Annotated in this window: 23 protein-coding genes; 13 read left to right on the top strand and 10 right to left on the bottom strand. The window is 30.6% G+C overall.

The annotated features are described in order from the left end of the window. The first annotated feature begins 75 nt into the window (after positions 1–75). Positions 76–399 (top strand): cytochrome C, encoded by a 324-nt coding sequence (locus tag CRV03_RS07630; RefSeq protein WP_129084557.1) that lies wholly within the window; start codon positions 76–78, stop codon positions 397–399. Positions 400–427: 28 nt separating this feature from the next. Here CRV03_RS07630 and CRV03_RS07625 read toward each other — a convergent pair whose 3' ends face one another. Then, positions 428–1234 (bottom strand): rhodanese-like domain-containing protein, encoded by an 807-nt coding sequence (locus CRV03_RS07625; RefSeq protein ID WP_164968637.1) that lies wholly within the window; start codon positions 1232–1234, stop codon positions 428–430. A 75-nt stretch (positions 1235–1309) separates the two neighbouring features. Beyond that, positions 1310–1837, bottom strand: a complete 528-nt coding sequence (locus tag CRV03_RS07620) for a hypothetical protein (protein WP_129084555.1) — start codon at positions 1835–1837, stop codon at positions 1310–1312. 108 nt (positions 1838–1945) lie between these two features. Between CRV03_RS07620 and thrS the strand changes: the two genes are divergently transcribed. From thrS to rplT, 4 genes are all read left to right on the top strand, one after another. Next, positions 1946–3754 carry a threonine--tRNA ligase gene (gene thrS / locus CRV03_RS07615; protein ID WP_129084554.1) on the top strand — a complete coding sequence of 603 codons (1809 nt, stop codon included), beginning with the start codon at positions 1946–1948 and terminating at the stop codon, positions 3752–3754. A gap of 29 nt (positions 3755–3783) precedes the next feature. Then, positions 3784–4284, top strand: a complete 501-nt coding sequence (gene infC / locus CRV03_RS07610; protein ID WP_129084686.1) for a translation initiation factor IF-3 — start codon at positions 3784–3786, stop codon at positions 4282–4284. A gap of 170 nt (positions 4285–4454) precedes the next feature. After that, entirely contained in the window at positions 4455–4652 is a 198-nt protein-coding gene (gene rpmI / locus CRV03_RS07605) for a 50S ribosomal protein L35 (RefSeq protein WP_129084553.1), read from the top strand. Between the two features lie 99 nt (positions 4653–4751). After that, entirely contained in the window at positions 4752–5111 is a 360-nt protein-coding gene (gene rplT / locus CRV03_RS07600; protein ID WP_129084552.1) for a 50S ribosomal protein L20, read from the top strand. 83 nt (positions 5112–5194) lie between these two features. On the opposite strand, the gene CRV03_RS07595 is transcribed toward rplT, so the two are convergent. From CRV03_RS07595 to glmM, 8 genes are all read right to left on the bottom strand, one after another. After that, positions 5195–6388, bottom strand: a complete 1194-nt coding sequence (locus CRV03_RS07595; RefSeq protein WP_129084551.1) for a rhodanese-like domain-containing protein — start codon at positions 6386–6388, stop codon at positions 5195–5197. A gap of 18 nt (positions 6389–6406) precedes the next feature. Continuing rightward, a complete protein-coding gene (locus CRV03_RS07590) occupies positions 6407–7870 on the bottom strand; it encodes an NAD(P)/FAD-dependent oxidoreductase (protein ID WP_129084550.1) in 1464 nt (487 codons plus the stop codon). Between the two features lie 203 nt (positions 7871–8073). Next, the gene (locus tag CRV03_RS07585) at positions 8074–8301 is read right to left on the bottom strand and encodes a hypothetical protein (protein WP_129084549.1); all 228 of its coding nucleotides are present in this window, start codon (positions 8299–8301) and stop codon (positions 8074–8076) included. Between the two features lie 2 nt (positions 8302–8303). Next, the gene (locus CRV03_RS07580; RefSeq protein WP_129084548.1) at positions 8304–9773 is read right to left on the bottom strand and encodes an NAD(P)/FAD-dependent oxidoreductase; all 1470 of its coding nucleotides are present in this window, start codon (positions 9771–9773) and stop codon (positions 8304–8306) included. 83 nt (positions 9774–9856) lie between these two features. Beyond that, positions 9857–10459 carry a molybdenum cofactor guanylyltransferase MobA gene (gene mobA, locus CRV03_RS07575; protein ID WP_129084547.1) on the bottom strand — a complete coding sequence of 201 codons (603 nt, stop codon included), beginning with the start codon at positions 10457–10459 and terminating at the stop codon, positions 9857–9859. Further along, positions 10459–11739: a 3-isopropylmalate dehydratase large subunit gene (locus CRV03_RS07570; RefSeq protein WP_129084546.1), complete on the bottom strand. Its 1281-nt coding sequence runs from the start codon at positions 11737–11739 to the stop codon at positions 10459–10461. Before CRV03_RS07570 ends, mobA begins: the two co-directional genes overlap by 1 nt. 65 nt (positions 11740–11804) lie before the next feature. After that, positions 11805–12275, bottom strand: a complete 471-nt coding sequence (gene lspA, locus CRV03_RS07565) for a signal peptidase II (RefSeq protein WP_129084545.1) — start codon at positions 12273–12275, stop codon at positions 11805–11807. Further along, positions 12272–13606: a phosphoglucosamine mutase gene (gene glmM, locus CRV03_RS07560; protein ID WP_129084544.1), complete on the bottom strand. Its 1335-nt coding sequence runs from the start codon at positions 13604–13606 to the stop codon at positions 12272–12274. Before glmM ends, lspA begins: the two co-directional genes overlap by 4 nt. A gap of 84 nt (positions 13607–13690) precedes the next feature. Between glmM and rpsT the strand changes: the two genes are divergently transcribed. The 8 genes from rpsT to CRV03_RS07520 all read left to right on the top strand — a co-directional run bounded on the left by rpsT (position 13691) and on the right by CRV03_RS07520 (position 21721). Continuing rightward, the gene (rpsT, locus tag CRV03_RS07555; protein ID WP_129006420.1) at positions 13691–13951 is read left to right on the top strand and encodes a 30S ribosomal protein S20; all 261 of its coding nucleotides are present in this window, start codon (positions 13691–13693) and stop codon (positions 13949–13951) included. Positions 13952–14007: 56 nt separating this feature from the next. Then, a complete protein-coding gene (gene prfA / locus CRV03_RS07550; RefSeq protein WP_129084543.1) occupies positions 14008–15075 on the top strand; it encodes a peptide chain release factor 1 in 1068 nt (355 codons plus the stop codon). Between the two features lie 116 nt (positions 15076–15191). After that, positions 15192–16247 (top strand): PstS family phosphate ABC transporter substrate-binding protein, encoded by a 1056-nt coding sequence (locus CRV03_RS07545; RefSeq protein ID WP_129084542.1) that lies wholly within the window; start codon positions 15192–15194, stop codon positions 16245–16247. Positions 16248–16384: 137 nt separating this feature from the next. Next, positions 16385–18103, top strand: a complete 1719-nt coding sequence (locus CRV03_RS07540) for a bifunctional diguanylate cyclase/phosphodiesterase (RefSeq protein ID WP_129084541.1) — start codon at positions 16385–16387, stop codon at positions 18101–18103. 56 nt (positions 18104–18159) lie between these two features. Then, entirely contained in the window at positions 18160–19089 is a 930-nt protein-coding gene (pstC, locus tag CRV03_RS07535; protein ID WP_129084540.1) for a phosphate ABC transporter permease subunit PstC, read from the top strand. Continuing rightward, the gene (pstA, locus tag CRV03_RS07530) at positions 19086–20270 is read left to right on the top strand and encodes a phosphate ABC transporter permease PstA (RefSeq protein WP_129084539.1); all 1185 of its coding nucleotides are present in this window, start codon (positions 19086–19088) and stop codon (positions 20268–20270) included. The genes pstC and pstA overlap by 4 nt, the downstream gene beginning before the upstream one ends. 15 nt (positions 20271–20285) lie before the next feature. Then, positions 20286–21053, top strand: a complete 768-nt coding sequence (gene pstB / locus CRV03_RS07525; protein WP_129084538.1) for a phosphate ABC transporter ATP-binding protein PstB — start codon at positions 20286–20288, stop codon at positions 21051–21053. Then, positions 21053–21721 carry a PhoU domain-containing protein gene (locus CRV03_RS07520; RefSeq protein ID WP_129084537.1) on the top strand — a complete coding sequence of 223 codons (669 nt, stop codon included), beginning with the start codon at positions 21053–21055 and terminating at the stop codon, positions 21719–21721. Before pstB ends, CRV03_RS07520 begins: the two co-directional genes overlap by 1 nt. The last annotated feature ends 1 nt before the right edge of the window (position 21722 follow it).

The following is a 21722-nucleotide window of genomic DNA, read 5'->3' as shown; positions in this document are numbered from 1 at the left end:
TCTTATACTTATGTAAGTATTGTTTTTATTTAGATTTGATATAATGATACCAAAATATTAATTAGGAGATGAATAATGACAAAGTTACTAAAGCTTACAATGGCTGCTGTTCTATTATTAGGTGTTGCTTCAACAACTGCTTCAGCTGATGCAAGAAAAGGTCAAAAGATTTTTATTAAGAAGTTTAAATCTAAATGTGGATTTAATGGTGCTAAATTTGCAGCAAAACATTCTCAAGGTGAGTGGTCTTCAATCAATGAAGCTGGAAACTTTAAACAAGAGATGATGGCAATTTGTCCAGATGTAAAAGAAGCTGATATTAAAGATTCATGGGTTCCTCATTTATATGATTTCTCATATGAGTACGCTAATGATTCAGGAAACGTTCCTTCTTGTTAATCACTTTACTATAAGAGGTTAATACCTCTTATAGATTCTCATTTGCTTCAACTTTACAGTTGTTTTTCTCACAAGTTACATTGGCATCAAAATAGAAAACATCTTTTCCTACTCTGTTCTTTAAACTTAAAGCAGCTTCTGCTGATTGCATTCCTGTATTACAATAAAATACAATAATTTTATCATCAGATATTTTAGAGATATCAATCTTTTCAGTTTTTGAATCCCAAGTTGCATTTACAGCACCTTTGATATGACCCTCTTTAAAATCTTTTGCTTTTCTAATATCAACTAATTGAATATTTTTAGGTAAATCATTTAAAACAACTTTTTCAAACCAGAACTGATCAATCATACCTTTATCTTGTCCAAGATAAATAGTTGTTCCCTTAGCTTGATACTTTTGTCCTTTTGTTTCTTCTACCTTTGGTTCAGCTGTTTCAGTTTTTAAAGCCATAAGTGGCATTGATTTTTCTTTCCACTCTGGATAACCACCTTTATATACTAAAACATTTGTATATCCTGCTTTTTGTAAAAGATGTGCTAGCTCATCTGATTTTTCACATTTAAAACCATTACAAAATGATACTACCTTTGCATTTTTGTCATTTGGTAAAAATGCAATACTCTTTTGAAATCTATTTACTGGTAAGTTTAAACTTCCTAAGATAGTTCCTCTTTTAAAAAGTTTCTCTCCCCTTGCATCTAAAAATAGAGCCTCTTTATTTTCAAAAAGTTTTTTTGCTTCTGAAAATTTAATTATTTTTAAGTCCTGTGCTTGAGCTACAGAAACTAACACTAAAAGTGCAAGTAGTTTAAATACTAACGCCTTCATAATTCTCCTTTTACTTAATTTTGGAGAATTATACATAAGATAAGATTAATTTTACTTATAAAAGTTTTATAAGTTTTACTTATTAAAAGATATTGAGTTGTAATTGTAGATTATTGTTTCTGCAAGCTCTAGCATCATAATATTGATTTTTTTAAAGTTTTCATCTTTAATATTTATAAGAAGTTTGTCATACACATTTGCATATGGATAGATAGTAAAATAGATATACTCTTTTGAACGACTCTCTTTGTCAAGCTCTTTAAACCAAACTGCAAGCATAGAAAAATATAACATTGAGGGATTAAAAACTCTTTTTGACTCTTCTATTTTTTCAAACTCTTTAGTTAATGAGTTATTTATAAAATCATATGCTTTTAAAACAGCAGAAATTCTATAGTGTTTTTTATTTTTTAAATAGTGTTCTGTTGGAAAGGTTACATTATTTATTTGAGTTAATATCTCTTCTGAGATAGTATTTATATATTTAACTGTTTCTTTATCAATATTGAAGAAACTGTCTTCTTTATCTTTATAAGAAAGAATCAAATCTTTACAAAATAGTAGTAAGGCTTCTGTTTTTATTTTAGAAAGGTTTAAAATCATACACTATTTTATCAATTTTTTGTTAAAACTCTCTGTTAAGATTAAATTTAAGAGCAATTAAGATAAAATATAAGAATTTTAAAAACTTTTAAGGAAAAAAGGAATTTATTGGAACCGATTGGTATATTAAAAGAAGGGCAGATATTCGACCTTCAAACAGCGGAGGCTTTAAACTTAAGTGGAGATGAGATTAAAGCTGACAACTCTCCTGAATCTCTTGAGATACTAAGACATTCATGTGCTCACTTAATGGCACAAGCTATTAAAGAACTATACCCAGATGCGAAATTCTTCGTAGGACCTGTAGTAAAAGAAGGTTTTTACTACGACTTTAAAACCGAAGAAAAAATCTCTGAAGAAGATCTTCCAAAGATTGAAAAAAAGATGAAAGAGTTAGCAAATGCTAAACTTCCAATTGAGAGATATGAAGCATCTAGAGAAGAAATTCAAGCTAAATTTGCAAATGATGAATTAAAACAAGCAGTTCTTTCTAACATTACAGATGATACTTTAACTCTATATAAACAAGGTGAATTTGAAGACCTATGTAGAGGACCACACGTACCTAATACAAGAATGATTAGAAGCTTCAAACTTACAAGAGTTGCAGGTGCATACTTAGGTGGTGATGAAGAAAATGAAATGATTACTAGAATCTACGGTATTGCTTTCTTTGACAAAAAAGAGTTACATGATTACGTAAGAATGCTTGAAGAAGCTAAAAAAAGAGACCATAGAAAACTAGGAACAGAATTAGAATTGTTTGCATTCAATGATGATGTAGGAGCGGGGCTACCTTTATGGCTACCAAATGGTGCTAGGCTTAGATCTAAATTAGAACATATTTTATATACAGCTCATAGAATAAGAGGTTATGAACCTGTAAGAGGTCCTGAATTGTTAAAATCTACAATGTGGGATATTTCAGGACATAATGCTAATTATGGTCAAAATATGTACTATACTACTATTGATGAACAAAAATATGGAATGAAACCAATGAACTGTGTTGGTCATATTCAAATTTTTAAAAATAAATTAGTTTCATACAAAGATTTACCAATGAAACTATTTGAATATGGTGTTGTTCATAGACATGAAATGTCTGGTGCAATGCATGGATTATTTAGAGTAAGAGAGTTTGCTCAAGATGATGCACATATTTTTTGTACACAAGCACAAATAAAAGATGTAATATTTGAAGTTTTAGAATTTGTAGATACTTTACTTAAACTATTTGATTTTAAATATGAAATCGAAGTTTCAACTAAACCAAAAAAAGCAATTGGTGATGACATCTTCTGGGAAACTACAACTAAAGGTATTATGGATGCATTAGATGAAAATAATATACCTTATGGAATTGATGAAGGTGGAGGAGCATTCTATGGTCCAAAAATCGATATTAAAATTCTTGACGCAATTGGAAGAAAATGGCAATGTGGTACAGTACAAGTTGATATGAACTTACCATCAAGATTTAATGCTGAATTTATTAATGCAGAAGGCGAAAAAGAGCAACCTGTTATGATACATAGAGCAATTCTAGGTTCATTTGAGAGATTTATTGGTATTTTAACAGAGCACTGTGCTGGTGAGTTCCCATTTGCTATTGCTCCAACACAGGTTATTTTTGTACCAATTGCAGATACTCATGTAGAGTATGCAAAAGAGTTAGAAAAAGAGCTTTTAAGAGATGGAATGGATTCTAAAATTTTTGATATGAATGAATCTTTAAATAAAAGAATTAGAATGGCAGAAAAACAAAGAGTACCAATGATTGTTGTTATTGGAGATGAAGAGGTAGCAAATGAGACTGTTGCACTAAGAGATAGAAGAAATAGAGAACAGTCAAACATGAGCAAAAACGAATTTATTAATATGTTAAATGAAATTAAATCAGGGAGTAGAATTTGAGTAGACAAAATAAAAAGCCAGAAGCAATTATGAATGAGGACATTAGATGTTCAGAAGTTAGATGTACAGGAGATGATGGTACAAACTATGGAATCATTTCAACAATTGATGCACAAAACACAGCTGATGACTTAGGACTAGATTTAGTTCTAATTGCACCAGATGCAAAGCCACCTGTTGCTAAAATTATGGATTACGGTAAATTTAAATACCAACAAGAGAAAAAGAAAAAAGAAGCTAAGAAAAAGCAAAAAGTAATTGTAGTAAAAGAAGTAAAATTCTCTGTTAAAATTGCAGAAAATGATATTAATTATAAAGTTAAACATGCTATTGAATTCTTAGAAAAAGGATACCATGTTAAATGTAGAGTATTCTTAAAAGGTAGAGAGATGGCTCATCCAGAAGCTGGTGCAGACGTACTTGAAAGAGTATGGCCTATGCTTGAAGAGTATGGAGTAAGAGATGCTGCTCCTAAACAAGAAGGAAGATTTGTTAATATGATGGTTCTTCCTAAAGAAAATAGAAAATAATAAATATACACAATCTTAAAAACCAATCTCCAAAAAATTTCTATGCAGAGGAGCTACTCCCTCTGCGCTCCTTTTATACTATTTAATCTTAATTAAAGCTAATTTTAAGTAAAATCTCGAACTTTTTCATTACTTATGAAAATGCAAATTTATTAGAAAGGAACTGTACGATGCCAAAGATGAAATCAAACAGTGGGGCTTTAAAGAGATTTAAAGTGAAAAAGAATGGTTCTATTAAAAGAGGATCAGCTTTCAGAAGCCACATCTTAACTAAAATGAGTCAAAAAAGAAAAAGAGCTCTTAGAGGACCTCAAACTGTAGCTGCAACTGATGCAACTAGAGTTAAAAGAATGTTATGCCAAGCATAATTAACTTTTAAAGTTAATTATATAGTCCCTCCACATAAGTGGACAAGTTCGATTATAAAATCGACACCTATTAAAAAATAGAGTAAAGAAAGGAAAAATATGCCTAGAGTAAAAACTGGTGTAGTTAGAAGAAGAAGACATAAAAAAGTTTTAAAGCAAGCTAGAGGATTTTTCTCAGGAAGAAGAAAACACTTTAGAAAAGCAAAAGAGCAATTAGAACACTCTTTAGTATATGCTTACAGAGATAGAAGACAAAAGAAAAGAGATATTAGAAAGCTTTGGATCGTAAGAATCAACGCTGCTTGTAGATTAAATGATATTAACTACTCAAGATTCATGAATGGATTAAAATTAGCTAACATTGAGTTAGATAGAAAAATCCTAGCAGACTTTGCTATGAATGATGCAGAAGCATTTGCAGCACTAGTTGTAAAAGCAAAAGAAGCATTAGCAGCATAATTAATAAATTTGCTATAAATAAAAAAGGGTTGAAGCTAAAACTTTAACCCTTTTTTTATGCCTAAAAGAAAGAAGCCTTAGGCTTATATACCTAAAGCCTCATTTACTTCAATTTTACACTTATTACCTTTACAATCAACATTTGCATCAAAATAGAAAACTTCACTTATATCAAGTTTTGCTTCTTTTAATTTTGTCCATGCTTCAATTGATCTACCACCTGCTGTACAATTAAACACAATAGTTTTACCTTTTGGTAATTTTGCTTCTAACTCTTTTGCACTTAGTTTTTCTGCAGGAATATTAATAGCCCCTTTAATATGACCATTTTTAAACTCACTTAGGTCAGTTACATCAACAATTTGAATAAATGCTGGTACTTTATCCTCTTTGATAAGTGCATTTAACCACTCACCATCAATACTACCCTCATCTAATCCAAGTTTAGCACCATTTTTGCTCATTGTTGGTTTACTTGGTGCTTTCTTAGCAACAGTTACACCTGCACTTTTAGTTGTACTTAATCCAGCTTTTTTCCACTCAGGAAGTCCACCTGCAAATACATTTACATCTCTATATCCCATAGAGATAAGTTTATTAGCTACATTATGTGATTTTGCACATTTATATCCACCACAAAATGCAATGATTTTTTCATTTTGATGAACAGGAAATCTTCCTTTTAACTCATCAACTTTTGTATCAGGAATAGCAACAGAACCAGCAATTGTCTCTTTTAAAAACATTTTATATGGTCTTGCATCAATAATTACTGCGCTATTATTTGCTTGTGCTGCTTTTACAACTACTAAATCAACTTCTTTATAGTTTTTCTTTGACCACTCAGGTTCACCTGCTTGGTAAAGTTTTACATTTGTAAATCCATCTTTTTTAAGCATATTAGCTACTTTTGGAGATTTACCACATTTCCATCCACCACAAAATACTAATATCTCTTTGTTTTTAGGTGTATCTTTTAATTGTCCTATATACTTTTCATAATCAGTATCAGGAATATTAATTGCAGAAGGAATAGTTCCAACTTTAAACTTTTTATTTGGTCTTGCATCTACTAAAACAGCTTTTGCACTGTTATGAGTCCCCTTACCAATCTTTGATTTAGTGTAGTTATAATCAACAACTTCTAGTTTGAACTTGTTAATCATACTTTGAACTTTAGGACTTGGTTTTGTTAAGTTCCCTGGGTCATTTGCTAGGGCACCACTTGTTAATAAACCTACAATAACTAAACTTTTTAATAAACTTTTTGCTTTCATTGTCTTCTCCTTTTTTTATTAAACTCTACCTGATAACATTCCGTACTGAGTCATTGGTTTTAAAATATATGCTTTTAATAACCACCAAATATATCTCTCTTGTGTTGGATCCAGAGGGAACGATGGAGTTGGTTTCATACTCCAATCAAACTCAGCTAACATAACTGTTCCAATTCCTGTGATAATTGGACATACTGTATATCCGTCATATTTTGCAGTTAAAGGTTTACCTTCCATTGCAGAGATTATATTATCAACAGCTACTTTATATTGTTTTCTAACACTTCCACCAGTTTTTCCTAATGGAATAGCAGCAATATCACCTAAAGAGAAGATATTATCATATTTAACATGCTGTAAAGTCTCTTTATTTACAGGAACCCAACCCTTACCTGAACCTACAGGAGAGTTACCTATCTCATCTGGGGCTTTCATTGGAGGTGCCACATGTAAGAAATCATAATCTACATCAACCATTTTAGTTTTTCTTACTAAGTCATACTCTCCTAAGTCAGCATCATATTCACCTTTTTCATCCCAATAGTGTTCAAATGTTGCAACTTTATTTTTAATATCTACAGCTTTTAAATTATGAGCAAACTTCCATTTCATATCCCTTGCTTCATATTGCTTTTTAATTGCATCTGCATACTCTTTTACAGAGAATAGTTTTGTAGAGTTTGGATAGAATGTCATATCTACATTTGCTCTCACATCTTTTCCTGCTTCATTTAGTCTTGCATCCATTAAATACATCATTTTTTTAGGAGCTCCACCACATTTAATTGCCGTATCAGGATGAGAGAAAATGGCATTTAATTTTTTGCCTTTTTTAGCCTCTTCAATTGTTGCTTGCATATTTTTCCAAGTATAAACAGCAGCATCAGTATTATATACTGTACTAACACCTGTTCCATCAAATAACTCTTTGATTTTACTTCTTTCATCCATAGTATATGTATCACCTAACTCTTCTAAACCTTTGATTTTCCCAAAATCTAAAGTTAGTCCAGCTGCAATTACTAAATAATCATATGAGATTTTTTCACCACTTGAAATAGTTAAACTATTATTATCAGGATCAAACTCTGCGGCTTTATCTTTGATTAGTTTAGCACCTTGTGGAAAAAAGTCTTTTAGTTCATACATTACATCTTTTTTTTCATATACACCTGCACCAATAAAAGTGTTTCCAGGTTGATATGAAACTGATACATCACTTGGTTCAATAACTGTAACATCTGGATTACTTAAAGAGTTAATTAATCTTGCAGCAGTAGAAATACCTGCAAGTCCTCCACCAACTATTACAATTTTTGCTTTTACATCACTAGCTTTTGCTTCAGAAGCTTTAGTTTCAATAGGATTTAACATTGCAGTACTTGCTGCACCAAGTCCCATTAACTTTAAAGCATCCCTCCTTGATATACCTTTTTTAATAAGTTCTTTTTCAAACTCATTAAGTAAATCTCTATTATCCATTACCATCTCCTTCAATGAATATGTAATTATTATATAATGTTTATTATTAATTATATTAATATTTTTGAATAGATGTTCACTTTTTTTAATTTTTATTATTTATTTATTGATTTTCTCTATAATTTGTCAAAAGTGACCATTTTATGGTATTTTATTAAGATTATATTTTATTATATAAAGTATAATTTTTAGTTATATTAGTTTTATTTAGTTGTTAGTTTTTTAACTATCTTGATTATTATTCTTGGTATTAGTAATATTATATATACTAATAATGTAAAAAGTAAAGGATGCAAGAAGCCAAATCCGTAAGCTCCTGCATCTTGTAAATTTTGTATATGTTCTAAAGGAAAAGAAAGAAACTCTTTATAGTGAATAATAAATGATAAAACAACAAATATTAAACCTAAATATAAAAGTTCTCTCTTCATTTTTATGCTCGACCTGATAACATTCCATATTGAGTCATTGGTTTAAGCATATATACTTTTAACAACCACCAGACATATCTTTCCACTGTTGGGTCAAGAGGGAAAGAAGGTGTTGGCTTTTTACTCCAATCAAACTCAGCAAGCATAACTTTTCCAATATCTGTAATTAAAGGACAAACTGTATATCCATCATATTTTGCAGTTAAAGCTTTTCCTTCCATACTTGAAATAATATTGTCAACTAATACTTTATATTGTTTTCTAACACTTCCACCTGTTTTTCCCATTGGAACTGCTGCAATATCTCCTAATGAAAAGATATTGTCATATTTTACATGTTGTAGTGTTTCTTTATTAACTGGAACCCAACCTTTACCTGAACCAATAGGAGAGTTACCAATTTCATCTGGTGCTTTCATTGGTGGAGTAATATGTAAAAAGTCATATGGAACTTCAACATTTTTGTGTTTAGTTACAATATCATACTCTTCTAAATCAGGGTCATACTCACCTTTTTCATCCCAGAAATTATCAAATGTTGCTATTTTTTTCTCTAAATCAACACCTATTAAGTTGTGATTATAGTGCCAGTTAAAATCTCTAGCTTTAAACTGCTCTAAGATTGCTTCATGATACTCTTTAACTCCAAACATGCTTCCACCATTTGGGTAGAAAGTTAAATTAGCATTTTTTCTAGCTCCTACTTCTTCTAGTCTTGAATTAGTAAGATACATGATTTTCTTTGGAGCTCCACCACATTTAATAGGTGTATTAGGATGAGTAAATATAGCCTCTACATTTTTACCAGCTTTTGCATCTTGAATAAGTTTTTGCATCTGTGTCCAAGTATCAACTGCTCCATCAGTAGAATAGATAGAACAAACACCTGAGTTTTTAAGTTTTGAAGTAAGTTTAGAAGCATCACCTAAACTTGTTAGCTCTCCTATGTCTTCTAAACCTTGAATTTTTCCAAAGTCAAGTTTTAAACCAGCAGCTACAATTAAATAGTCATAATCAAAAGTTTCACCGTTTTGTGTTTTTACTTTGTTGTTTTCTGGGTCAAACTCAATTGCTTTGTCTTTAATAACTTTTACACCACTTGGCACAAAATCTTTAGTATCATACATAATATCATCTTTTGTATATACACCAGCAGCAATTAAAGTATTTCCAGGTTGATATGAAACAGATTTTGGATTTGGTTCAATAACTGTAATATCAGGATTTGATAAACTATTTGATAGTCTTGCAGCAGTAGAAATACCTGCAAGCCCTCCACCAATGATTAGTATTTTTGCTTTTACATCACTTGCTTTTGCAACAGTAGCAGCTTCTACTTCTGTATTTCCCATTAAGAAAGTTGCTGAACCTAATCCTGCAACCTTTAAGGCATCTCTTCTTGAAAGTCCCTTGTTTTTTAGTTCTTTATCAACTAAAGATAGGGCTTCTTTTAACTCATTATTATTAGACATTCTAATATCCTTAGTATAAGTAAAATTTATATGTAAGGATATCAAAAAAGTTATAATACATAACTTATAACTTTCTGAAAAGTTTAATAACTATTATTATCCTTACTTATAATTGATAAAGCTCGTTTATACTCTTCTTTTTCATTTAAATTTATAAATTCATCTTCTAAAGAAAACTCAACATAGTGAGTTGAAACTTGCTGTAATAGGTAACCTACTTTATGAAAGTCTTCTTCTAACATTTTATTTGTTAAAGATAAAAGTTTATCTTTTTTAAAAACTCCACAAAGGTTATGAACCCTTGTAGTCTTTGCAACTGCTATATCATAATCATTAGATTCACTAATTATTCTATTTATTGATTCAAGTTTCACTAATGGAGTATCAACAGTTATTATAAATACTTTATTGCTGTTTATTTTTGTAAATATTGAGTGCAAAGCAGCTATAGGAGAGTAAACTAAAGCTTCATCAAGAATTAGTTCATCTTTTGAGATAAAATCAAACTTATCGACCTTTGAAGATAGATATACATTTTTAAATAGTTTCTTTAATTTTTTATATTGATATTGAGTAAGAGTATTTGAAGAAGAAAAAGGAAGAAGAGATTTATCTTCTCCCATTCTTGAGCTTTTACCACCACAAAGAATAACACAAGGGATATCTTCTAGTGGTGGAGTAGTCATTATAAACCTCTTGGGTCAGTTATATATCCAGAGATTGCACTTGCTGCTGCAACAGCTGAGTTTGCTAAATAGATTTTAGAAGATCTAGAACCCATTCTTCCAACAAAGTTTCTATTTGTAGTAGATACACAAACTTCATCATCACCTAAGATTCCCATATATCCACCTAAACATGCTCCACAAGTTGGATTTGATACAACTGCACCAGCATCAACTAAAGTGTCAATATATCCTGCTTTTGTTGCATCTCTAAGAATCTTTTGAGTTCCAGGAGTTAAAATCATTCTTACATGTCTAGCAACTTTTTTACCTTCCATAATTTCAGCAGCTACTTTAAAGTCAGATAATCTACCATTTGTACATGAACCTATAAATACTTGGTCAACTCTAATTTCATCTGCAACTGCTTGAGAAACTGAGTGTCCATTATCTGGTAAGAATGGATATGCAATTACTGGTTCTAAATTTGCAACATCAATTTCAAGAACTTTTGTATAAGTAGCATCTTCATCAGAATAATGAATTTTTGGTTCAGCTCTTAAACCATCATTTAATTCTGCCGTTTTCTTTAAGAACTCTTCTGTAACTTCATCATAAGCAAAAATACCATTTTTAGCACCTGCTTCAATAGCCATATTACAAATAGAGAATCTATCATCCATAGTTAAATATTGTACTGTATCACCAGTGAACTCTAAAGTTTGATATAAAGCTCCATCAACACCTAACATTCTAATAACTTCTAAGATAATATCTTTTCCAGATACATATTCACTTGGTTTTCCAGTCATTACAACTTTGATTGATTCAGGAACTTTAAACCAGTTACCACCTGTAATCATTCCAAATGAAATATCAGTACTTCCCATACCAGTTGAGAATGCACCTAATCCACCGTGTGTACATGTGTGTGAATCTGCACCAATGATTACGTCACCTGGTAAAACTAAACCTTTTTCTGGTAATAAAGCATGCTCAATACCCATATCTTTTTCATCGAAGAAGTGCTTTAAGTCATGTTTCATTGCAAAATCTCTAGAGATTTTTGCTTGGTTTGCAGATGCAATATCTTTTGCAGGGATAAAGTGATCTAATACGATTGCAAAACCATCTGGATTTGCTAACTCTTTAAATCCTCCTTCTTCAAACGCTCTAATAGAAATAGGAGTTGTAATATCATTTCCAATTACCATATCAATTGGACTTCTTACAATTTCTCCTGCGTAAACCTCTCTTCCTACGTGTTCACTAAATATTTTTTCTGTTATTGTCTGACCCATATATAACCTACTTTTTAATAATTTTTGTGGGGATTATACCTAAATAAATATTTAAGTCCCAAATTTTACGATTTTGATGCTTTCTTCTTTTCGTCTCTTGCTTCTTTTATTTGCATAAAAATTAAGATAGCTACTGCAATATTAATCATTACATCTGCTATATTAAAGATTGCAAATTCAAAACCATAATGCCAATAAAAATAATCCACTACCGCCCCATAAGTAAATCTATCTAAGATATTTGATAAACCTGCGGCATATAGAATAGATATTGGTAAAAAATATTTATAAAAAACCTCTTTGTTTTTTAGTAAATAAATTGTTGCAATAAGTGCAATTAATAGTTGAATGTATTTTAAATACTCTTGTAAAAAGGCAAACATTGAAAAAGCTACACCATAATTATATGCCAACTTTAAAGACATATATGGTCCGTCAACTTCCCAAGAAAAGTTTACAAAAGCATATTTAACAAACTGGTCAAATGCAAATATACAAATAAAGATAATTATTGATAATTTATACTCTTTTCTCATAGAACTTTTTCAATAAAACCTTTTAATATAGCCATTGACTCTTCAACTTCTTTTTTATCTTTACCTTCTAAAAGAAGTCTTATTTTATTTTCAGTCCCAGAGTATCTAATTAAATCTCTAATACCTTTTTTTCTAATTGGCTCTAAAATCTCTTCTAGTCCATCAATCTCTTCTAAAGGTTTTTTCTCACTTACTTTTAGATTTACAAGTAGTTGAGGATATAGTTCAAATGGATTTAAAGCTACACTTGCTTTTTGTTTTTTTCTTAAAATCAATGCAAGAACTTGTAAAGCTGAAGCTAAACCATCTCCTGTTTTAGCAACATCAGAGAAGATAATATGTCCACTTTGTTCACCACCAAAATTAACACCTCTTTCTTTCATTTGCTCTAAAACATTTTTATCACCAACATTTGATCTTAAAAGCTCTAAATCATGTGAGTTTAAATAGTCTTCTAAAGCTTTATTTGACATAACAGTTGCAACACAAGCCTCACCTTTTAATGTATTCTCTTCTTTTAAGAAAGTACAAAGTGCTCCAAGAAGTTTGTCACCATCAACAACTTCCCCTTCTTCATCTACAACTACAAGTCTATCTGCGTCACCATCTAAAGCAATACCAATATCAGCTCTATACTCTTTTACTATCTTTCCTACATTTGCTGGATATAAAGCTCCACATCCATCATTGATGTTATATCCATTTGGTTTATCATTTAATGTAATTACATCAGCACCTAATTCATCTAAAATTGTAGGAGCAACTTTATAGGCTGCACCATTTGCACAATCAAGAACGATTCTCATACCTTGTAATGATAAATCATTTGGGAAAGAACTTTTAATAGCTACAATATATCTTCCGATAACATCATCAATTCTTTTAGAAGAACCAATATTTTTACCTGTTACAGTACCCTCTTTTAATACTTCATCATCAAAGAAAATCTTTTCTATATTCTCTTCACAGTTAGTACTTAATTTATTTCCATGGTTATCAAAGAATTTAATACCATTATCTTCAAAAGGATTATGTGAAGCAGAAATCATAATTCCAGCATCACATCTCATACTTTCTGTTAAGTATGCAATTGCAGGAGTTGGCATAGGACCAATTTGAATTACATCATAACCTACTGAAGTAAGACCACTTACAAGTGCATTTTCAATCATATATCCACTTCTTCGTGTATCTTTTCCAACTAATATTCTTTTTGTTGTTGAATGCTTTCTAAAGTAGATTCCAGCAGCCTTTGCAAGCTTTAATACAGTAATTGCATCTAAAAACTCACCTGCTAATCCTCTAACTCCATCTGTTCCAAATAGTTTCATTAAATCTTCCTAAATTTAAACTAACTTTAAAGTTATTTAGATAATATTCTATCCTTTAAAATTTTACAAAGAGGTTAAATAATTATGGCAAATCACAAATCTGCTGAGAAAAGAGCAAGACAGACAAAAGTTAGAACAGAAAGAAATAGATTCTATAAAACTAGAATCAAAAATGTTACTAAAGACGTAGTAGCTGCAATTGAAGCTGCAGACAAAGATAAAGCAGTTGAAGCAATGAAATCTGCTAACAAATACATCCACCACTGTGTATCTAAAGGTATCCTAAAGAAAGGTACTGCAGCTAGAAAAGTTTCTAGACTACAAGTACAAGTAAACGCTATATAAGTATAAATTCAAATATTTTATTCGAGTCTATATAAATATAATAAATACTAACAAATATGCTACAAGATAAACTAAAACCATTTATAGACAGATATGAAGAGATCAATAATTTATTGATCTCTCCGGATATCACTTCTGACATAAAAAGAATGACTGAGCTTTCTAAAGAACAATCTAGTATAGAACCAATTGTTAATAAAGCCAAAGAGTATATCAAAGTTGTAGAAGATATTGAAGAAAACAAAATAATGTTAGATGATCCAGAACTTGGTGAACTAGCAAAAGAGGAACTTAAAGAATTAGAATCTTTAAAGCCACAGCTTGAAGAAGAAATTAAATTTCTAATGATTCCAAAAGATCCAAATGATGACAAAAATATCTATCTAGAGCTTAGAGCTGGTACGGGTGGAGATGAAGCGGCGATTTTCGTTGGCGATCTATTTAGAGCTTATATCAGATATGCAGAAAACAATGGATGGAAAGTTGAAATCATGAACCAAAGTGAAAGTGAAGCAGGTGGATACAAGGAAATTGTAGCTTTATTTAAAGGTGACCATGTATATTCAAAATTAAAATTTGAAGGTGGTACACACAGAGTTCAAAGGGTTCCAGCTACTGAATCACAGGGTCGTGTCCATACGTCAGCAATTACTGTTGCCGTTATGCCCGAAGTTGATGATGTAGAGATTGAAATCAACCCAAATGATTTAAAAATTGATGTTATGAGAGCAAGTGGAAATGGTGGACAATCGGTAAATACTACAGACTCTGCTGTAAGAATTACTCATATTCCAAGTGGAATTGTTGTTACAAACCAAGACCAAAAGTCTCAACACAAAAATAAAGATAGAGCAATGAAAGTTCTTAAAGCAAGACTTTATGACCTTGAAATGCAAGAAAAAATGGAAAGCGAAGGTGCCACTAGAAAAGAACAAGTTGGTACTGGAGATAGAAGTGGAAGAATTAGAACATATAATTATCCACAAGGAAGAATATCAGATCATAGAATAAATCTAACTCTATATAGATTAGATGCAATCATGAATGATGGTCTTCTAGATGAAGTAATTGATCCTCTTATTACTGATCATCAAGCAAGACTTATTGAAGCAAATGGGCTATAAAAGCCTATTTGTTTTCACTTTATAATAAATAACCACACAAAACCTTTCTTTTAGTAACCAAGTTGTAATCAACTACTATTATACTTCCATATCATAATTAAAATATGGAGACAAAAATGACATTAAAGAAAACTACAATTGCTTTATTAGCAAGTGCTGCACTTACTGTATCATTAAGTGCTAGAGATCAAATCAAAATCGTAGGATCATCTACAGTATATCCTTTCTCATCAGCTGTTGCTGAAGAATTAGGTGCAACAACAAAATTCCCAACTCCTGTAGTTGAATCAACTGGTTCAGGTGGTGGTATGAAACTATTTTGTGCTGGAAATGATTTAAATACTCCTGATATCACTAATGCATCAAGAAGAATGAAAACTAAAGAGTTCACTATGTGTGAAAAAAATGGAGTTACTGATATTACTGAATCAGTTATCGGTTACGATGGAATTGCATTTGCACAATCTAAAGTAAATGCTGCATTTGATATTTCAAGAGAGCACTTAGCATTAGCAGTTGCGGCTGAAGTACCTTCAAAAGATGGAAAAAAATTAATTGCTAACCCATACAAAAAATGGTCAGATATTGATGCTTCTTTACCAAATAGAGAAATCATTGTTTATGGACCACCAAAATCATCTGGTACAAGAGATGCATTTGAAGAGTTAGTAATGCAAAAAACATTCAAAAAAATGTCTGTTTATACTGACCTTTACAAAGCTGACAAAAAAGCAAACAAAAAATATAAAAAATACTCTGTAGTTAGAACTGACGGTGTTTATGTACCATCAGGTGAAAATGATAATATTATCGTTCAAAAACTGAATAAAAATAGAAATGCATTTGGTATTTTTGGTTTCTCTTTCTTAGTTGAAAATGATGATAAATTAGCTGGTGCAACAATTAATGGTGTAGCTCCAACTCCAGATGCAATCTCTTCTGGTAAATACCCTGTATCAAGATCATTATTCTTCTATATCAAAAACTCTCACAAAAAAGAAGTTCCTGCAATGAACAAATATGTTGAGATGTTTATGTCTGAAAATATGATTGGACCTGATGGAATTTTAACTGAAATCGGACTAATCTCTTTACCAGATGCAACTAGAACTAATACTAGAAAAGCAGTAATGAGTTCTAAAAAACTTAAATTAGCTGACTTAAAACACTAATTTCTTTCCCTACCAATTAACAAATTAAAAGAAGGCGTCCCTCCTTCTTTTAATAGTTTTAGCTATGACCTTTTATTTTGTTTGCGAACACAAAATAAGAGCTCATATTTAATACTATTTATAAAAAGGTAAAACCTATGTCAGCAAAAATTGATGTTGACAAACTTGATTTCGCTTTTCAACCTATCGTAAATACTCATACAGGTAAGATTTTTGCTGTTGAAGCTTTGATTAGAAATGTTGAAGAACTTGAGTTTGAATCAATTTTCCATTTTTTCGATACTTTAGCTAATAAGAAAATACTATATAAAGTAGATATGTTATTAAGAAAAAAAGCTATTAAAAAATATAAAAAAATTGAAGTAAGCAATCTAAAACTATTTTACAACATTGATAACAGACTATTTGCAATGCCTGATTTCCAGTTTGGAGAGACTGCTAAACTTCTTGAAAAACAAGAGTTAAGTAAAGATGACATATGTTTTGAAATTACAGAGCATAGTTCATTGGAAGACCAACAACTAATAAAACATATTGTAAGTACATACAAATCAAAAAACTATAATATCGCATTAGATGATTTTGGTACGGGAATTTCTGGACTTCACTTGCTATATTTATCTGATACAAACTTTATTAAAATAGATAAATTCTTTATTGAAAATATTCATAAAGATGCAAAGAAAAGACTATTTTGTGCCTCGATAGTTGAGATGGCTCACACAATGGGAATCAAAGTTATAGCTGAAGGTGTTGAAACTAAAGAAGAGTATTATGTATGCAAAGAGATAAAAGCAGACTATATTCAAGGATATTTAGTAGCAAGACCAAGTACAAATATTAAAGATATAAAAAAATACTATTCAAAAGATAATATCTTTAAAAAAGATAGAAGAGTAACAAGAGGAAACTTTATTGATAAATCTTTTATTGATAAAATTGACCCTTTAAATGTAAATGCAAGTTTACATGAACTATTTGTTTACTTTAAAGAGCATACATTAAACACTTTTGTTCCTATTATTGATGATAATAAGAAAATATTAGGTGCCATTTACGAAGTTGATATTAAAGAAATATCTTATTCACAATATGGATTATCATTAGCAAAAAATGACTCTTTTAAAGCAAAACTAAAAAACTATATCAAACCTGTATTAGAAATAGACCTTAGTTGGGGAATAGATAAAGCCTTAGAAATTTTTAATATGAGAAATGATGCAAGAGGTGTATTTGTAAGTAAGGATTCAAGATATTATGGATTTATAAATCTTAATAATCTTTTATCACTTTCATATAAAAGAAACCTTGAAATAGCTCAAAATCAAAACCCCCTTACAAAGCTACCAGGGAATAAACAAATTGAGAACTTTATCTCTACTGCTTTTAAAAATAATCAGCATACTCAAATAGTATATTTTGATTTTAATGACTTTAAACCCTTTAATGACACCTATGGTTTTAGACAAGGTGACCGTGCAATTTTAATGTTCTCTGAGATACTTCAAAAAAATATCTCAAGTGAAAACTTTGTTGCTCATGTAGGTGGAGATGACTTTTTTGTTGGTTTTGTAAATAGTGAATATGAATATGTTTATGATGTTATTAAAAATGTGCAAGAAGAGTTTAGACTAAGTGCAACAAGTCTTTATAGTGAAAAAGATATAAATAATGGTTACATGACATCTAAAGATAGGTTTGGAACAAGTAGAAACTTTAGTCTTCTTTCTGTTTCAGCAGCTATTATTGAACTTACACAAAGCTCGACACAAGAGTCCTTCAACCTAAATATAGGACAAATAAAAAAGCTATCAAAAGAGTATCCTCTTCCCTATAGTACATGTATTTTTATGTAACCAGCATGTAACTAATATCTTGTAGAATTACGCAAATTTAAACATAAAGGGTAGATTTGCATTCATTTGAATCTAAAAACAAATCAACTGAATTAAAAGAGAACCTTATTAAAGGTGCATTGATTACAGCTTCTGTTATATCAATCCTTACAACTTTTGGTATTCTTTTTTCAATTCTATTTGAAGCAATAGCCTTCTTTGAACTAAGAAGTTTTTGGTACTTCTTAACAGGAACAGAGTGGTCGCCAGGTATTACTGGAAGTAAATTTGGTGCAATACCAATTTTTGCTGGAACAATGATGATTACATTCATTGCAATGCTTGTTGCAATTCCTATTGGACTTGGTAGTGCAGTTTTTATGAGTGAGTATGCTTCTCATGAAACAAGATCATATTTAAAACCAATATTAGAAGTTCTTGCAGGTATTCCAACTGTTGTATATGGTTTCTTTGCTGCAATTACTGTTGCTCCACTAATTGTAAAAGGTGCAGCTGCAATAGGACTTGAAGCAACTTTCAACTCAGCTTTAGCATCTGGAGTTGTAATGGGGATTATGATTATTCCTGTTATTTCATCATTATCAGATGACGTTATTAAAGCAGTTCCAGATTCTCAAAGAAAAGCTTCACTTGGTCTTGGTATGACTCAAGGGGAAACAATTAAAAATATTGTACTACCTTCTGCTCTTCCTGGTATCATTTCTGCTTGTATCCTTGGTTTTTCAAAAGCAATTGGAGAAACAATGATTGTTGTAATGGCAGCAGGACTTAGACCAAACTTATCTTGGAATCCATTAGAAGATATGACAACAGTTACAGTAACAATTGTAAACTCTCTTGTTGGTGACTTTGAGTTTAATTCACCAGAGACTCTTTCAGCATTTGCTTTAGGTCTTATGCTATTTGTTGTTACTTTAGTACTTAATATTATTTCATTAAGTCTAATTAGAAAATTCAAAGAAAAATATAAAGTGAATACATTATGATTAAAAGAAAAAATAAGAATAAAGATAATCCATTTTATGACCCTACACTTTCAAAAAGGCATAGAAGTTCTAAAAGATTCAAGAAGTTTACCCTTGCATCTTTACTTTTTTCAATTGCGTTTTTAGCATTTTTCCTTTTTGATATTGTAGGAAAAGGAACTCCTGCATTCAAACAAGCATACGTTAATGTAGAAGTAACTTATAGTGAGGCTTCTAAAAAGAGCTATAGAAAAGCAATTGATAGAAAATATACTAGAATTGTTTCAAGAGCATGGCTTAGAACACTTCCTATGGAAATGGAAAATAATCCAGAACTAATAGGTACTAAAACAAAAATGTGGGTACTAGCAGATGACCAAGTTGACCAATACTTAAAAGGTCACTACTATAAACTAAAAAGAAAAGATAGAGCTTTAATTGATGATATGAAAGCAAATGGAGATGTTGAACTTAAATTCAATAAGATTTTCTTTACAAATGGTGACTCAAAGACACCAGAGTTTGCAGGTTTAAATTCAGCAATTATTGGTTCAATTTTAACATTAATTATTGCAATGCTTGTTGCTTTCCCAATTGGGGTTATGACAGCAGTATATCTAGAAGAGTTTGCAGATGATAATAAATTTACTCAAACGATTGAAGTAAATATCAATAACCTTGCAGCAATTCCTTCAATTCTATTTGGTCTTTTAGGTCTAGCAATTTTTATTAACCTATTTGGTATGCCAAGGTCTTCACCACTTGTTGGGGGATTAACACTTGCACTTATGACTCTACCTATTATTATTGTAAGTTCAAGAGCAGCATTAAGAGCAGTTCCAGATTCTATCAGACAAGCAGCTTATGGATTAGGTCTTACAAAAATTGAAGTTACAAGAGACCATGTTTTACCATTAGCATTCCCTGGAGTTTTAACTGGTTCAATTATTGGTTTAGCACAAGCAATGGGTGAAACTGCTCCATTAATCATCATTGGTATGATTGCATTTATCCCTGATTCTCCAGGTTCAATATTTGAAGCAGCAACAGTTATGCCTGCACAGCTATTTACATGGGCTGGTATGCCAGAGAGAATGTATATAGAAAAAACAGCAGCTGGTATTATGGTGTTATTAACAATTTTAATTTCACTAAATGCATTAGCAATTTATCTTAGAAAAAAATATGAAGTTAAGTGGTAAGAAGGAATAAAAAAGATGTCAAAAAATAGTATAAAAATAGATGTAAACGAATTAAACTTATGGTACGGAGATAATCATGCACTTCATAATATCACTGTTCCTTTATATGAAAACAAAATTACAGCACTAATTGGACCATCAGGATGTGGTAAATCTACATTCCTAAGATGTTTAAATAGAATGAATGACTTAATCTCAAGTGTAAAAATTGATGGTTCTGTTGTTATTGATAAGAAAAATATCTACGATAAAGATGTAGATGAAGTAAGTGTTAGAAAAAAGATTGGTATGGTATTTCAACAACCAAATCCATTCCCTAAATCTATTTATGAAAATGTAGCTTATGCTCCTTTAAAACATGGTCATGTTAAAAAAGGAAAAGCTTGTGATGAGCTTGTAGAAAAAGCACTTATTGATGCTGGTCTTTGGGAAGAAGTTAAAGATAAATTACAAGAACCAGGAACTTCACTTTCTGGTGGACAACAACAAAGACTTTGTATTGCAAGAACAATTGCAGTTAAACCAGAAGTTATTTTAATGGACGAACCAACATCAGCACTTGACCCTATTTCAACTGAAAAGATTGAAGCATTAATGTTAGAGTTAAAAAAGAAATATACGATTATTACAGTAACTCACAATATGCAACAAGCAGCTAGAGTAGCAGATTATACGGCATTTTTCCACTTAGGAAAACTAATTGAGTATGATGAAACAGAAACTATTTTTGTTAATCCATCAAATAAAAAAACTGAAGATTATATTACAGGAAGGTTCGGATAATGTTAAAGCCATATATTGAAAATATTAATAAAATAAAAGAAGAGATAACTATCATTGGTGAAGAGATTTCCCATGCAAATAAAATCTCTTTGTCTGCTTTAAAAGAGAATGACCCATCAATGTTAAAAGATGTAAACCTATCTTTAAAAAAGTTATCTTCAAAATCAAATGAAATAGATAACTTAATAGTTAAAACTTTAGCTTTATACTCACCAGAAGCAAAAGATTTAAGAGAGATGGTTTCATATTTAAAGATTACAAATGAGCTTATGAGAGCAGCTGCTTACTCAAAAACATTTGCTAAAAACTTTAGAAAATCATTTTCACCAGAATTAAATGCGGATGCAATTTTAGAGTATGCAATTCCTTTATTAAAAACTTCAAATCTTGCACTTAATACTGCAATTGAAATGATTGGTGAAGATGATGAGAAAACAATTGAAGAGAAATTTAATAAAGTATTAGTTGAAGATAGTAAAACTGATGACTTATATGCAATGATTGAAAAAAATATTCTAAAACTTATCACTAAAAATATTGAGCTTTCTAAAGACTATTTTGAAGTTTTAAGTTCATTAAGAAGATTAGAAAAAATCTCAGGAAGAGCTTCTTCTATTGCAAACCTTTTAGTTTTTGCTGAAGTTGGTGGAGACTTAGAAAACGTATAAC

Source organism: Arcobacter sp. F155, assembly GCF_004116455.1.
GTDB lineage: Bacteria > Campylobacterota > Campylobacteria > Campylobacterales > Arcobacteraceae > Halarcobacter.
Note: the sequence above shows the minus strand (reverse complement) of the source record. Positions and strands in the feature narration are given on the sequence as shown.

What these genes read in the sequence shown, in the direction of transcription:
- lspA (WP_129084545.1), bottom strand. Translation starts at nt 12,275, where the DNA reads ATGAGAAAAGAGTATAAATTATCAATAATTATCTTTATTTGTATATTT.
- CRV03_RS07570 (WP_129084546.1), bottom strand. Translation starts at nt 11,739, where the DNA reads ATGGGTCAGACAATAACAGAAAAAATATTTAGTGAACACGTAGGAAGA.
- rplT (WP_129084552.1), top strand. Translation starts at nt 4,752, where the DNA reads ATGCCTAGAGTAAAAACTGGTGTAGTTAGAAGAAGAAGACATAAAAAA.
- mobA (WP_129084547.1), bottom strand. Translation starts at nt 10,459, where the DNA reads ATGACTACTCCACCACTAGAAGATATCCCTTGTGTTATTCTTTGTGGT.
- rpmI (WP_129084553.1), top strand. Translation starts at nt 4,455, where the DNA reads ATGCCAAAGATGAAATCAAACAGTGGGGCTTTAAAGAGATTTAAAGTG.
- CRV03_RS07585 (WP_129084549.1), bottom strand. Translation starts at nt 8,301, where the DNA reads ATGAAGAGAGAACTTTTATATTTAGGTTTAATATTTGTTGTTTTATCA.
- glmM (WP_129084544.1), bottom strand. Translation starts at nt 13,606, where the DNA reads ATGAAACTATTTGGAACAGATGGAGTTAGAGGATTAGCAGGTGAGTTT.
- CRV03_RS07625 (WP_164968637.1), bottom strand. Translation starts at nt 1,234, where the DNA reads ATGAAGGCGTTAGTATTTAAACTACTTGCACTTTTAGTGTTAGTTTCT.
- CRV03_RS07590 (WP_129084550.1), bottom strand. Translation starts at nt 7,870, where the DNA reads ATGGATAATAGAGATTTACTTAATGAGTTTGAAAAAGAACTTATTAAA.
- CRV03_RS07580 (WP_129084548.1), bottom strand. Translation starts at nt 9,773, where the DNA reads ATGTCTAATAATAATGAGTTAAAAGAAGCCCTATCTTTAGTTGATAAA.
- pstB (WP_129084538.1), top strand. Translation starts at nt 20,286, where the DNA reads ATGTCAAAAAATAGTATAAAAATAGATGTAAACGAATTAAACTTATGG.
- CRV03_RS07520 (WP_129084537.1), top strand. Translation starts at nt 21,053, where the DNA reads ATGTTAAAGCCATATATTGAAAATATTAATAAAATAAAAGAAGAGATA.
- CRV03_RS07540 (WP_129084541.1), top strand. Translation starts at nt 16,385, where the DNA reads ATGTCAGCAAAAATTGATGTTGACAAACTTGATTTCGCTTTTCAACCT.
- pstA (WP_129084539.1), top strand. Translation starts at nt 19,086, where the DNA reads ATGATTAAAAGAAAAAATAAGAATAAAGATAATCCATTTTATGACCCT.
- CRV03_RS07620 (WP_129084555.1), bottom strand. Translation starts at nt 1,837, where the DNA reads ATGATTTTAAACCTTTCTAAAATAAAAACAGAAGCCTTACTACTATTT.
- CRV03_RS07545 (WP_129084542.1), top strand. Translation starts at nt 15,192, where the DNA reads ATGACATTAAAGAAAACTACAATTGCTTTATTAGCAAGTGCTGCACTT.
- infC (WP_129084686.1), top strand. Translation starts at nt 3,784, where the DNA reads ATGAATGAGGACATTAGATGTTCAGAAGTTAGATGTACAGGAGATGAT.
- rpsT (WP_129006420.1), top strand. Translation starts at nt 13,691, where the DNA reads ATGGCAAATCACAAATCTGCTGAGAAAAGAGCAAGACAGACAAAAGTT.
- CRV03_RS07595 (WP_129084551.1), bottom strand. Translation starts at nt 6,388, where the DNA reads ATGAAAGCAAAAAGTTTATTAAAAAGTTTAGTTATTGTAGGTTTATTA.
- CRV03_RS07630 (WP_129084557.1), top strand. Translation starts at nt 76, where the DNA reads ATGACAAAGTTACTAAAGCTTACAATGGCTGCTGTTCTATTATTAGGT.
- prfA (WP_129084543.1), top strand. Translation starts at nt 14,008, where the DNA reads ATGCTACAAGATAAACTAAAACCATTTATAGACAGATATGAAGAGATC.